Source organism: Kosakonia quasisacchari (assembly GCF_004331415.1).
Taxonomy (GTDB): domain Bacteria; phylum Pseudomonadota; class Gammaproteobacteria; order Enterobacterales; family Enterobacteriaceae; genus Kosakonia; species Kosakonia quasisacchari.
This window is the reverse complement of sequence record NZ_SJOP01000008.1, coordinates 112609-127431: the sequence shown is the minus strand read 5'-3', so window position 1 is coordinate 127431 and position 14823 is coordinate 112609. Positions and strand designations below refer to the sequence as shown.

Here is a 14823-nt window from a genome sequence, read left to right as displayed (position 1 = left end):
TTTAAACCTTAGCAGCATGGAGCAGGCTGGCGAGACGATACAAGCTCTCTTCCACTCGCTGAGCGGGGAGTCCAAAGTCGACCAGACAAGCAACTTCATCGACATCCAGGTCATTCAATGCTAATAAGGTGTTGTTACAGTGTTCAGTGGTACCGATTAAACTATGCCCGGAAAGATACCGTTTATAACCATGTTCGGCGAGAGCCAGCGAGTCAGCCGTTGTCAGTTTTGCCGCATCCTGGTTCAGATTTGATGTTAGCATCATAAAATGCAGCAAATAGTCGACAAAAGCATCTTTGGCAGTATCTGCCGCACTTCCTTGATCATCTACATAGGCATGTAAAAGTACCGTGACTTTTCCTTTCCCACTTGAGTTTAATGCCTTGCGATAAGACTCACGATATAACTTAATTTTTCCGCGTAGTTCATCGAGATCATGTCCAATTAAATGTGTGAGTAAATTAGTGCCAAGTTGACCCGCATTTTGAAATGTTTCCGGGTTTGTTGCAGCAGTTAACCACACGGGCAGTTCAGAGGAGAAAGGTGTAGGGTGAAGTATCCGTTTTTCGCTGCCAGCCGATGGATCTAATAAGCCATTGCGCCAATGTGCTCTAATTTCTTCCAGCCGTGTATTCAATAATGATCTGCGCAGCGCATAATTTTCGGGAACCGCATAAAAATCATCAGGATTCCAGCCCGATGCCAGTCCCAACCCAACGCGTCCTGCAGAAAGATTATCCAGCATTGACCACTCTTCTGCGATGGCCAGAGCAGGCCGGATTGGCGCGATTACGCTTCCAGCCCTTATATGAATCCGCTGCGTTTGCGCAATAATTGCCGCACCTAAAAGCGCAGGGTTAGGGAATGCACCGCCGAACTTATGGAAATGACGTTCAGGTAACCATATCGCCTCGAAACCGAGCTCGTCGGCTATTTTAGCTGATTTAATAATTTGTTCGTAATTATTTGTCGCAGGCGTTAGTTCCGTCGAAAAAAAACATAAACTTAACGCTGGCCTGGAGTGCCTGACTTTGTCATCAGATGCTTTAAGTGAAGGAGTGACCGATATTTTACATTCCGTAGCTAATATCGCGCATTGATCATGAGTATTATCCTGCAGTACCCTCTCAGCGCTTTGGCTGACTGCAAGATAAAATTGCGAAAATGTTGAGTTATCAAACAGCAGCCTTATCGCGATTTCTTTGCCGGTGAGTTTGCGCACATGACCAAGCAGTTTGACTGCCAGCAGAGAATGTCCTCCAGACTCAAAGAAATCATCCTCATCGGCAACCGCATTAACGCCTAACATCTCAACCCAAATTTTTGCCAGAGAAGATTTAAGATCATCCGGATGGCAGCTAGTTGATATTTTAGTTGAGCCACTGGCACTCTCTTCCCATGTTTTTAATCTTTGTTCTAACTGGTTTGCGATAATAATTTTTTGTGGACATTGATATCTGGATACATATTCCAGAATCTTAATAGCCTCGTGTTCAGGGATAGCGTAATGTTTTAATTCATCTGCAAGGGGAGAATGGGGAATCGACGTCAGTTCCCAGGCATCCCACGCCAGACTAACGATGTCGCCAGTTACTTTTGTTTGCGCAGCAGTCACCGCATCGTCCATCATCGCGTTAGCCGCTGCATATGCACCGGTACCCACACCGCCTAATACAGTTGAAAGCGATGAAAATAAAATTAAATTTCCCAGATTACCCGCTGTGGTCAGAGATAATATTTTATGCAGAACCCCTGATTTTGTAGCATGGTGCTGATCCCAGTAGCGTAAATTAATCTTATCGATTAACCTTGATGGCTCTTCATAATACCGACCAGCATGCACGAGTACATCAATCTTATCAAAGTATTCTGCTATGTTTTCGCTGCGATCGCTCGACTCAACGACTATCCTGCCTGGGGACAGCTTTTCTAGTTGCGTAATTCTGGCCTGCCGTTTCTGCGCATTATCAGGAGTTAGCGTTCCCTGAAGCGTCTCGATAATCACAAGTGTTTCTGGTTTGTATTGCTCAAGAATATGGCGAGAAACGATATAGCCATACCCCTCAAGTCCATCGATGATGACATATTTCCCGCCATGACAAAATAAAGGACGTTTGCGCAGTGATAATTCACCCCAACGTCTCTCAACATACGTCTGAGAAGTTCTGCCATCGATTAACTGGATCGCTGATGGTATATCTTTAGGGCACTGTAATTTTTTAAAAATAAGATCGCAAATTATCTCTGCGGGCTGCAGACTATTTATATAGACATTTCCAACAGTCAGTCCACTCTGTTCCTGGCTGATAACCCGGGTTATTACAGAGTTCAGTGTCGGAATATTTTCACGATTTGAGTTCGATATCTCTTTTTTTTCATATGCGACAATAACAACATTTACAGAACGCCCGTTTGTTATTGCCTGCCATAGTTGGGTAAAATGCAAAAGAAGTGGCATGGTGGTATCTATGTGGCATTTATTTCCCGCAGCTTCGTGGCAATAAGGTTTCTCAAGAAGAATAACCTGGCCCGGGAGTTGCCCTGATGCCCTGAGCCGCATGAGCCCGGACTCTAGCGCAACTTCATCGTTGATATTAATGCTGTAAGTCCCGGCATTATGTTCTCTGAGCTGAAACTCAAGCATATCTATTGTACTTCGCCACGCTTCCGATTCACTTATTATCAGGATGTTCTCAGCCAAGTTATTAACCGTATGCTGATTTATTTCATAATTGTAACGCCATACAGGTTCATATAATTGAACATACGGCAGTGAATTGCTTTTACCAACAGTACTCGCAACCCTGGAAAGCCAATGCCGGGAATCTGCAAAAGGATAGGTTGGAAGAGATATTTTACGGCCAATTTGTGCGCAACCGAGTGACTTCCAGTTGATCGGGGTTCCCATCTCCCAGGCGGCAGCGATGGCCTGGTAGAATGCGACAAGACAGGATTCAGACTCACGAGCAACAACAATTGCGCGTTCAGCTAAGCGCGGGTATTCCTCTGCCAGAATATGGGTCAAAACCCCACCAACGCCGAGTTCTATAAAGAGATCAATATCCTCAGAATCAAGATGTTGACTGATAGTATTAAACTGCACTGGCTGGCGAGCATGTTCGAACCAATAATCAGGATTACAAAGTTCATCCTTTTCTGTCACCGAACCAGTTAAATTCGAATACATTCTAATCTTCGGTGAACTAAACGCTATCGAGGACAAGACCTTTTTAAAGTCGGTAGCAATCAACTCAATATCATCAGAATGGAAAGCCCGATTAGCATCCAATTTGCGGGTTTTCACACCTTGCCCGGTTAAATCAGTAAACAGGGTATCCACAGCTTCCGGGCTCCCCGAGAAAATGGTCTGATAATCGCCATTTACAGCGGCTATTGATATCCCTGCGGGTACAGTGATATCGGCGGAATTTATCCGTGCAGCCAGCATCGCACCCTGGGGCATGGATTGCATTAATTCGCCCCGGCGAAGAATTAATGTCATCAGGTCGCTGGCATTAAAAACGCCTGCCATTGCAGCCGCGCTATACTCACCGACGCTGTGGCCAATCACTACATCAGGGACGATACCAAGTCGTTTAAGATACTGGGCTAGCGCATACTGATACATGACTAAGGCTGGCTGTTGCCATTCCGTTTCTTTTAATGCCGCAGTGTCGTTGTCCTCTTCTAACATTGCAGGTTCGGTGAGTAACCGCCGTAATTTTTCACGTTTTGATTGATCGCTGATCAAGGCAAGACATTGTTCCAGTGCCTGTGCAAATTCCGGTTCTTGTGCATAGATTTCCGCTGCAAATCCGCGAGGTAAACGTCCCTGTCCCTGAAATAAAAAAGCGATACGCTTGCGCACTTTTGTCTTATTGCTCCGGTGTGGAGACAAAGAGGCGATAGCTGACACGGCTTCTGACTTGTTTGTAATAACCGCCGCGGCGCGAACAGGGAAATGGACTCGTCCCTGCTGGAGGGTATAGCTGATGTCCGAAAGCCCTGCTACAGAGAGGTCTGCGGGTATTTTTTTTAATAGCATATCGCGCTGCTGCTCAAACGCAGTATCTGTTTTAGCGGAGATTGGGATAATCCATGGATATTCGTTCTGCAATGTCCGCGATTCTATATTTTGTGCGCCTGGCGGTGGCGCTTCAATAATCACATGAGCATTTGTTCCGCCAATACCAAATGAACTAACACCGGCCCTGCGAGGATATTGAGCTGCGGGCCAGGGGATGGCAGTTGCAGTTGTTCTGAACGTGTTTATCTTTCCGGAATATTGTGCACGTTGACGCAGATTTGCTAATGGTGGAATAACGCCATCTCTCACCGCTAATGCCGCGTTTAGCAGGCCAAACAGGCCTGAAGCTACATCAAGATGACCGATACTCCCTTTTGCAGAACCAACATAGGGATAAGCGTTTGATTCACCGAAGCCTTGCTCCAGAGCCTTTAATTCAATCGGGTCACCAACCTGCGTCCCTGTACCATGTAATTCAACAAAACCTATTGACTCTGGCTGGCATGCCGAATTGCGTAAAGCTGATTTAATAACCGCAGCCTGGCCATTAATACCCGGCGCTGTAAAGCCAACTTTCTCTGCGCCATCATTATTTATAGCAGAACCTTTGATCACTGCTATAATATTATCGCGTTGTGCTTGGGCATCTGTGAGTTTTCTCAATATCATGGCTATGACACCATCACCAGGTACTGTACCATCGGCATCGGCATCCAGCGGACGGCATACTCCGGTTGGCGAAAATATTCCGTGCGGATGATATTTGTATCTTGCGCTGTCAAGAAATTTAATGGATGCTGCAGCAATCACCGCGATATCACAATCACCCCGTTCTAAAGCGTTACATGCCTGATGAATGGCAACCAGCGAACTTGAGCATGCAGTCTGAATATTAATGGCCGGTCCATGTAAATTGAGTAAATAAGCTATTTGCGTAGCTGTAAATTCGGCGGCGATACCGATTTGGTTTTCAAGGTCAAGAATGGCCTCATCAGAATCTGATTGAGCCGTAACCCAATCCTGATAGCGATTACGAGATACAGAGGTAAACAGACCTATCGTGTTGCCCATGTCCATTGCCGCATAGCCCGCTTTTTCTAACGCCGCCCATACATGCTGAATAAGTAAACGACGCTGCGGATCCATATTTACCGCTTCTCGCGGTGAGATGCCAAAAAAAACATGGTCAAATTGGTCTTTTCCAGGAATTTCTCCCTGGGACTCAACATCAAAAGCGCCATTGGAATCGATGATCTTCTTATTCTCTGTTGTTGAACTAATAAGATTTCCGCCTTGTAATATATTGTGCCAATACTCATCGATATCGGAACAATTTGGCAAACAAATTGATACGCCCACAATAGCAACAGAGGTTTCGTTATCCTGCATATTCAGCATATATCTTCCTCATTTAATTTTTGGCAAAAATAAAATCCCGGAAACGCCGCGCAACGTCTGAGGGTGAAATCGACGGCCGTGGTAGCTGACTCAGCGAACCAGAGGCAATTTTCATATGAATAAAACTGCTTCCCTCACCTGTCGTTTCGGTGAGATGCAGTGCATTGTGCAAACTGAGAATATCTTCACATTTATAGCAATACCGATAACCCGCAGCAGAAGCCGCCTGACTGAATTCAAATGGTGCAGTTGGCTGCCCGCCTGTTGAATCATGGACACCATTATCTAAAACAACATGCAGCAGATTTTTAGGATTCAAAGACCCAATAGTGGCAAGTGACCCCAGTTTCATCAGAAGTGCACCATCTCCGTCAAATACGATGACCTGTTTCCCGGTATTAAGTGCCACACCTAATGCCATGCCTGAAGCGCATCCCATCGACCCGACTTGATAAAATTGCCCGGGTCGATCGTCAAGAGAATAAAGTTCCCGGCCTCCCTTACCGGTACTGATTATTACTGCTGCGTTAGCGCCTGGTGACCATTGCTGAAATAGCGCTAATACTTCAGCTCGTGTCGGTAACATAGCCTGCGCATCGGTATTGCCAGAGAGCTTGCTTATTAGCGAGGGAGGGGGTTGGCGATTAACGACAACATCTCCAGGTTCGATGACGCCATCGGGTACAATAATCGCGAAGGATTGCCCCTGCTCTATGACATAATATTTCGCAGCATCAATCACCTGTTGCAAGTTTTCAGCATCGCCGCTCAGCACCCGGTTAGGGATGGCGAGTAAGTCGAGCAATGGTCTGGTAATACTGCCCATAAATGCATGCTGCGGTTCGTCTTTTTTACCCGGCTCTCCCCGCCATGAAATAATCAGTAAACAAGGTATACGGAACGGATTATTTAATGAGGTAAGCGGGTTTACCGCATTGCCTAAGCCTGAATTTTGCATCAAAACCACGGGGACTTTACCTGCAAGCCGGGCTCCCGTACCAATAGCTACAGCCTCGCCTTCACTGGATGCACCAACATACCTGCCATTAGCAGACAAAATGGCTTCATTCATCAGGGTCGTTAAGTAACTGCATGGGACCCCCGTCATAAATAAGGGTCCCAAAGTAGCAAGTCGATCATAAATATCTTTCGCACTGAGCATGTTATCACTCCATGAATCAAAAAAATGGCATGGGGTAATTATTTATAAATCATTAAACAGGCATTAAGAACTATATTTCCGCTCGTCCTGGTATAAGCGCTGGTAGTCCAGCAACTCAAAAATATCATTAACGCTGGCGATATTATTTTCTATAAATGAAATATTACCGGCCTGTTTTATTGACGCATATGTGCCACGTAACGAGGTAATAACTGTACGTATAGCGTGATTTGCCCAGATAAGATTCGATATCCCAACGCGCTGCAAGTCTTGCGGATTTACATCATAATACGTTGTCGGCACGGCGACGAGGGGCGTTTTCCCGGACCATGATGATGCAAAATCCATCACTTCCCGAGGGCTTTTACTTTTAGAGTGAATAAGAATTGCATCAGCACCCGCTTCGGCATAAATATTTGCCCGATGGAGAGCATCCTCCAGGCCTGCACCTGCTATTAAAGCCTCAGTACGGGCAATAATAATAAAATTGTCATCAGCCAGTCTATCTTTTGCTGCCTTAATAAAACCGGCAAACACAAATGGGTCAAGTAATTCTTGCTGACCATTTGCAAATGAATTCAATTTCGGGAAAACTTTATCCTCCAGACAGACGCCGGCAATTCCTCGCTCATAGAGTTTTTGCACAAAGCGTCTGACATTATTGAAATTTCCGTGCCCTGAATCACCATCTACTAATATGGGAACATTCACGGCATCTACCATAAATTCGATATGATCTAATAACTGGCTCCATGTCGCTTCGTTACAGTCTCTTAATGCCATTGCAGTCGATATTGCCAGTCCAGATGCCCAGACCGCGTCAAACCCGGCCTCTTCGGCAAGTCGTGTAGAAAGCCCGTCATGTGCCTCCATAATGCACAGCAAATTTGGCGATGCTAGCGCTTGTTTTAATACCTGACGCATCCTTATAGCTTTTTTCGATAACATTGATAGATCCTATGAGTAATGTCGTGATTTATCACATAGCGTGCGAAAATAATGCCAGGAAAAAAGAGGTTAGTTTCTCGCATCCAGATGTTTGCGTAATGATAATGGGCGCATATCAATCCAGTTGTTTTCAATCCACTGCAAGCAATTTTCTTTCGATTGATATTCTCCTACCGCCATCCATCCATCAGGCAGCGCCAACCTTGCAGGCCACACCGAATACTGCTCTTCACTATTAACGACTACCAGCCAATTTTCGTCTAAATTCGTTGATGTCATGCGAATTAATCCTTATTTAAACAAATAGCAGTGAGGGCATCTGCTATAGGGTTTGCATTATCATGAAAATAAAAATGTCCACCGTTGAATGCCTGAAATGTACAGGACGCAGAAGTGTGTAATCGCCATCCAGTTAATTCATTGAAATCTATAGAATTATCTTGCTTGCCATAGAATACATTAATCGGTATAGCCAGGTCACTATAGGGGGGAACGGGTGGAGTATATGAATTTAATAGATTTATATCAGCACGTAGCACTTTTGCAGAATGCTGCACCATTTCTGGATAATGAAATATCTCATCCGGGATCCCACCATAGATTTTACCGATTTCCCTCAATAACGCCCGATCATCTTCAAGGGCAGGAGTATAAGGGAGAGGTTTAATATTAGGAGGCCGGCAGCAAGATACGATCAAACGCTGTGGCTGTATTCCTGAGGATAAAAGCTGTTTACCGATAAGATATGCTGCTAAGGCCCCCATACTATGGCCAAAAATAGCAAACCGTGGCGGACAGTCAGCTATTATCGACTGGGCAATCACTGTTACCATCTCATCAAGATGAGCAAACATAGTATCATTTATGCGATCTTCCCGGCCCGGGAACTGTATCAATGATAATCGCAAGCGGGAATTAACAATACTTTGCCACGGTCTAAAAGCTGATGCTGCTCCGCCAGCATGGTGAATGCAATACAAAACATAAAAGCACTCTGAATTCGTAGAATTTAACTCATCAGAAGAAGGAACATCCTGTATAGAAATTTCTTCATTTTTCATGAGCATAGCCATTCCCTCATTCTATCTTTGGTAATACACCCAGGATTAAGAAAAGATGGATACGACATATCTAAGATTTTCAATATCGCATGTAACTAAGCCGTTCCTCAAATGAACCTTTTGTGAAGTTTTAATTTAACAGTTGCATTAGAATACTTCACCAGACTAACATTTGCCTGCACTAAGCCGTTATGGGAAAAATCATTCTGAATTGGCCCTCATTTTAAGAGGTAGCATCTATGCGAGTCTTAATACTTGGCGGAACCTATTTTCTGGGATTGGCAATTATCCAGGCGATCAAAAACCTCCCGTTCTCAACAGATATTACTCTTTTTAATCGAGGTAAGCGCCCCCCTCCCGAAAATACGAAATCGATTATCGGCGATCGGAATATCGATGGTGAACTCGCAGTACTCAGGAAAGAATTTTACGATGTCATCATCGATACCTCTTGTTATACTGAGAGACAAGCACGGGTTGCATCAACAATACTGTTTGAGAATACGCGGCACTACATCTACGTTAGCTCCGCAGCCGTCTACTTTCATTGTTTGGAATATCCTTTCCTCGAAACAGATAAATGTGATTGCCACATAACGAGCAGTACACCGCTTGGTCAATATGGTTTTAATAAATATGAAGCAGAATGCATTTTTGCGCAAAGTGATATTCCAGCATCTATTGTTCGTCCGACTTATTTATACGGTGAAAATGATCCTGGCGCGCGTGAATCAAGGTTTTTCCAACATTTGCTATCAGGTGATTCCTTTAACATAGCGCAACCCAATACATTGTTTCAATTGTTGCATGTTGATGATCTGGCTGCCGCTGTATGCTCAGTTGCGCAAAACACCCCGCCGCTTAATTGCGAAATATATAATGTTGCTCCGGCAAAAAGCTTTTCATTTTCAGGCTATGCGCAATTATTAGCAGCGATCGCTGGCAAGGATCTCAAAATAAGTAACGGGGAAGCACACCACCCTTTATCCACTCATTTCCCCTATACTGCATGGCCATGTATTTTAGATTCTTCTAAAATTAGAAACAAACTGAACTGGTCTGAAAAAGAAGATATCACAAAGCATTTAGCGAATATATTTCATTCCACTTTACAATCACTGGGTAGCAACCTTAAATCCAGCAACATACATCTGGACAATCTTTCTGGTACTCTGCAAAACGAAAAAAAAACAGCCTTAGCACACCGTCAAGAAAATACCACTGTACTGGAGCTGCTCCCTGAGTCACTCCTCGACACGCTAGAAAGTTGTGTTGCAAAATACCCCACGAAAAGAATTTTTTCAATTAATATACGGGGTGAAACCTCTGCTCTAAATTATAACGACCTGCTAACTTATGCACTGAACGCCAGTGCGTATTTAACTGAAGAATACCCCAATATAAAATATGCCATACTTGCCGTTTCAGCCCCTCTTGAATTTATAAAGGCATTTTGGGCTGTTCAGTATGCAGGTTGGGTTGCCATTCCCACCGCGCCTGTCACATCAAGCAATGAAGCAAAGGCATTGACGGAACTGTATAATCGTTTTCCTCAGTCAGTAATCATTACTGACAGCGACATTTCAAATCACGCAAACGCATTGAGCTGCCCGCCCAGTGTTATACTGCCAACTTTTTTTGCCCACGAGAAACAGTCGAAAAACAGAAGTCAAATCCCGGCTGATAATCCCGCATTAATATTGATGACTTCTGGCAGTACAGGAGAGCCCAAAGGGGTCGTACAGTCCCATAAAACGATTCTCGCTCGCTCTAAAAGCATTGTTCACCACTTAAATATTAATAAAGACGACATAAATCTTAACTGGATGCCATTACAACATGTGGGCGGTATCGTAATGTGCCACCTGCAGGATGTTGTTGCCGGAGCACAACAAGTGCATGTCGCAACGGAGTTTATCTTATCTGAGCCTTCACGCTGGCTCACGTTGATGCAAAAATTTGACGTCACTCTCTCGTGGGCACCAAGCTTTGCTTTTCGGTTGCTCGCCGATACCCTTGCGGCAACGGAACTGACCACGCTGGATTTAAGCAAAATTCGTTGTTTGATCAACGCCGGTGAATCAATAAATCGCCAGGCAGCGCTAGATTTTCTTGCACAACTGAGTCAATACGGTCTCAAACCAAATTCAATACATCCATGTTGGGGGACTTCTGAAATATGTTCTGGCGTGATAATTCGCTCAGGAATTAGCCAATCGTATGAGACAGAGGTCGGTAGTTTTATTAGTGTAGGTAAACCACTCCCAGGCTATAGCGTCAAAATAGTGGATGATGCAGATCGTAGACTGGAGGAAAAACAGATTGGTCATTTATTACTATCGGGTCCATCAATCATGTCGGGATATTATGAAGATATATCTTCGACTGACTCAACATTAACACCTGACGGATGGTATCGAACGGGTGATTTAGCAATGATCGTGAATGGTGAGGTTGTTATTACAGGCCGAACTAAAGATATCGCTATAATTAATGGTGTAAACATCTCGCTTAATGCTATTGAGTCGACCCTGACGGTTGGCATCGCCAATGTCACTGTTGTTGCATCATCTTTTCTCGATGCGGAAAGTCGCGCTGAAAAACTATTACTGTTTATTGGCATCGACAGTAACAATCTTAACCAGCCAATAAGCTTTGATGAAATAACAAAATCGATTCAACGGCAGGCTATGAATTATTTTAATCATTACTTCTTCGATATTGTTTTTATAGAAAACTCGAAGATTCCAAAAACCAATATTGGTAAAATTCAACGTGGTGCTTTATTAAAATTATATCAACATAATGAAATTTATAGATTGAACAATGTTGACGCTACGCAAAAACAGGTCTGCAAACTGACATCGCGACTGGATAATGATGAGGAGAGCCTTGAGCAATTAATTATTAACACACTCCGTCACAGAACAAAAAATAATAAAATTAATGCCCTGCATACTTTTTTTGAACTGGGGATAGACTCTGTTCACATATATCAAACGGCTAATGACTTGAAAAAAGCCGGAGTAAACATTACAGCAGCCGAATTATACTCATACGAAACTCCGCGTTCTCTGACAAAGTATATAATTTCGAGAAATAAAGGCGCTTTATCATCATGATAGAAAAACACTTATTTCCTGGGCAAACAAGCATCTACAGTCAGACACTTCTGTCTCACCCGTGTTCTGATTTGTACAATGAGATTCACGAATGGGTTCTTGAGGGAAATATCGATGCCGATGTTCTCGGACAGGCATTGTGTGAGCTTACCCGACGGAGAACTGTACTGCGCACTTCATTTGTGCGAAATCACTCACTGCGATTAGTTCGTCGTATTGACGATCGCGTAAAGGTAGACTTTTCCTGGCAAAGTGTGCCTTCGCTTGAAGAAGTTATGCCCGAAAGCCACTGTCCAAATGCCTGCTGGGATCTGCAAACAGTACCGTTAATAAAATGGAAACTCGCTGTCGATGACAATTCGCACTACCTGCTTACGTGCAATTATCATCATATTATCCTTGATGGCTGGTCACTTTCTCTTTTATTAGAGGAAATGGTTTCTTTATACAACAGCATGCTTCAGGGATTACCGCTCCCACCTATACAAAATGATCGTGATGAGGATTTTTTCGCTTCAATGTCGTCTTCTCGGCTGGCGGATGAAGCGTTCTGGGAAGATCTAAATACTCCCCCCCAAAGTATCTCAGCACATCTTTTGCATACCCGGAGTACTGTACAGCCGATTGATGAAAAAACCGATTACCATATTTACCACGGTGAATTCTCAGCTTCCGCTTATGAAAAACTTCAGCAAATCGCAATGACGATGAAGGTTCCCACTTCATGCTTAATACAAGCCTTATGGGTATTAGCCTACAAAAAAGATAATACTTATGACGCCTATTTTGCAGTTTCCATAGCATTACATACTGTATTTGATGCTGAAAATTGCATTGGTATGTTAAACAATATATTGCCTGTTTATGTATCACCTTCGTTCTTTGTTTCCCTGAAAAATCTTACTCAACAAATTTTTCATTTTACTACCGAGGCGATACCCCATAGTGGTTTACCTTTTGAAACCCTCTATACCCTCAGTAACCAAAATTCCCCACCGCGGAATCTTGAAAGTTTAGTTGTAATAGAGAATCAATCATTTACTGACGAAATAGGCGATTTGATTGGCGTAAATGTAATAACAAAGCGCCCCCATATATCTCTTACCTCAATTCCGCTGGTACTTTCCGTTCATAAAACAGAACCAGTTACATATACCATTGTTGCCCGAACCAGTCATTATGATAGCGGTGAGGTTAATTGCATTAAGCAGCGATTCGCTGACTTTTTGGCTGAAGATAAAATAAACGAAGAATTCGCTAATATTGGCAAGTCCACAGCATCTAACTATAGTGATAACAAAATAGCGGAATGTGTCAATAGCAGGAATTTGTTGCATGATCATTTCCTCGCGCATGCGCTTAGTCAGCCAGAAAAAATGGCTATCCGCTATGGTAAACAGCACATCACGTACCAGCAGCTGGAATCCGAGTCAGCGCGTATTGCGGCGTTTCTCATAGGAAAAAATCTCTCCGCAGAATCTATTATTGGACTTTCCGGGCCACGGACCCCACAGCTCATTGCTGCGTTTATAGGCATACTTCGCGCAGGGCTTGTTGCTTTACTCATTGATCATCGGCAGCCGCTTGATTATATCAGATCAATTATCAGTGTTGCGCAACCTGCAGGGATTCTTTTAAGTGAAGAAACAGACTGGAGTAAGGAAAGCATTTTATCGGAGCAATGGATCATCAATGAAATTCCACCCTCTGCAGAGACAAGCCTGCCAATATCACCGACTCATTACAGCCAATTAGCGTACCTCATATTTACTTCCGGAACCACCGGGCTACCTAAAGGAGTGGCAATCGAACATCAAAGCAGTGCTCAATTTATTAATTGGGCTCTTTCTTACTTCTCTGCTACTGAACTGTCGATGGTGCCGTGGTGTACATCAATTTCTTTCGATTTAAGTATCTTCGAGATATTTGCCCCACTTTCCTCTGGCGGAACGCTTGTCATTTTAGATTCCCCGCTCGCAATAAATCAGGAAACAACTCAGGGCGTAACTATGATTAACACCGTGCCCTCAGCACTGCTCGAGTTAATAAAAAGCGGCGCGATACCTGAATCGGTATGCTGTATTAACACAGCCGGAGAACCTTTACCCCCGCAGTTGGTCACTAAACTGCTGTCATATCAACATATTATTAGGGTAAATAATCTTTATGGTCCCACCGAAGATACAACGTACTCCACCTGCTGTGAGATTAAACGCCCCTGGCGTAGCAGCCACGTGACTATCGGTTACCCTCTCTTTGGTAAATCAGCGTTAATTTTGGATGAAAACTTACGCCATGTAGAAACAGGTGTTCCCGGGGAATTATATCTATCCGGTGTTGGGCTGGCACGTGGATATTTGAATTCACCACGGCTCACTGCGTGTAATTTCATACCGAACCCATACAGCACAATGCCGGGAACGCGCATGTATAAGGCCGGCGATCGCGCCGTGATGAACATTGATGGCTCAATACAGTATTTAGGCCGATACGATAATCAAGTCAAAATCAATGGCATCCGTCTGGAGCTTGAGGGCGTCGAAGCCGTCGTTAATTCACACCCCGCTATTGATGAAGCGGCAGTGCAAATATATATCGATGAGGGGGGTGACACCAGGTTAATTGCTTTTTTCGTGCCATTCGCTGAACTTAGCCCTCATGATCTATTATTATGGTTGCGTAAAAAGATGCCTGTAGGGACAGTTCCTGCGCGCGCTATCGTTATTGAAAAGTTGCCGCGAACAGCAAATGGAAAAATAGATAGAAAAGCGCTAACCGTTATCAGGAAAAGTATACCGAAAAGTTTCACTCCGACTTTAAATCCCAGAAATAAAATTGATGATAAATTAATTAAAGTATGGCAAGAAATCTTGCACAATGCCGAATTTTCTGTCGACGATAATTTCTTTGACGCGGGTGGAAATTCTATTCTTATCCATAGAGTATGGACTCAACTCAAAGCGTCATACAATATAGACTTAATTGATCTTTATCAATACACGACGATACGTTCGCTTGCTGATTTTATAGAACAATCGTCATTGGTGATCACTCACCGTAGTTAAAGCTGTTCTCGACATGTGAATTTTTATAACTCAAACGACT

At 43.7% G+C, this 14823-nt stretch carries 7 protein-coding genes; 2 read left to right on the top strand and 5 right to left on the bottom strand.

Annotation, left to right across the window (positions count from 1 at the left end):
* Position 1 precedes the first annotated feature (1 nt).
* From E0L21_RS10680 to E0L21_RS10660, 5 genes are all read right to left on the bottom strand, one after another.
* Positions 2 to 5425, bottom strand: coding sequence for a type I polyketide synthase (locus E0L21_RS10680; RefSeq protein WP_131409273.1), 5424 nt, complete (start codon positions 5423 to 5425; stop codon positions 2 to 4).
* A 13-nt stretch (positions 5426 to 5438) separates the two neighbouring features.
* The gene (aepY, locus tag E0L21_RS10675) at positions 5439 to 6587 is read right to left on the bottom strand and encodes a phosphonopyruvate decarboxylase (RefSeq protein ID WP_131409270.1); all 1149 of its coding nucleotides are present in this window, start codon (positions 6585 to 6587) and stop codon (positions 5439 to 5441) included.
* A gap of 63 nt (positions 6588 to 6650) precedes the next feature.
* Positions 6651 to 7535: a phosphoenolpyruvate mutase gene (gene aepX, locus E0L21_RS10670; protein WP_131409267.1), complete on the bottom strand. Its 885-nt coding sequence runs from the start codon at positions 7533 to 7535 to the stop codon at positions 6651 to 6653.
* 69 nt (positions 7536 to 7604) lie between these two features.
* Positions 7605 to 7814, bottom strand: coding sequence for an MbtH family protein (locus E0L21_RS10665; protein WP_131409265.1), 210 nt, complete (start codon positions 7812 to 7814; stop codon positions 7605 to 7607).
* A gap of 5 nt (positions 7815 to 7819) precedes the next feature.
* Positions 7820 to 8596, bottom strand: a complete 777-nt coding sequence (locus E0L21_RS10660; protein WP_165501901.1) for a thioesterase II family protein — start codon at positions 8594 to 8596, stop codon at positions 7820 to 7822.
* Positions 8597 to 8835: 239 nt separating this feature from the next.
* Here E0L21_RS10660 and E0L21_RS10655 point away from each other — a divergent pair, with 239 nt between their 5' ends.
* Together E0L21_RS10655 and E0L21_RS10650 are read left to right on the top strand one after the other, a co-directional pair.
* Positions 8836 to 11718, top strand: a complete 2883-nt coding sequence (locus E0L21_RS10655; protein ID WP_131409260.1) for an AMP-binding protein — start codon at positions 8836 to 8838, stop codon at positions 11716 to 11718.
* Positions 11715 to 14783: a non-ribosomal peptide synthetase gene (locus tag E0L21_RS10650; RefSeq protein ID WP_131409258.1), complete on the top strand. Its 3069-nt coding sequence runs from the start codon at positions 11715 to 11717 to the stop codon at positions 14781 to 14783. The genes E0L21_RS10655 and E0L21_RS10650 overlap by 4 nt, the downstream gene beginning before the upstream one ends.
* Positions 14784 to 14823 lie beyond the last annotated feature (40 nt).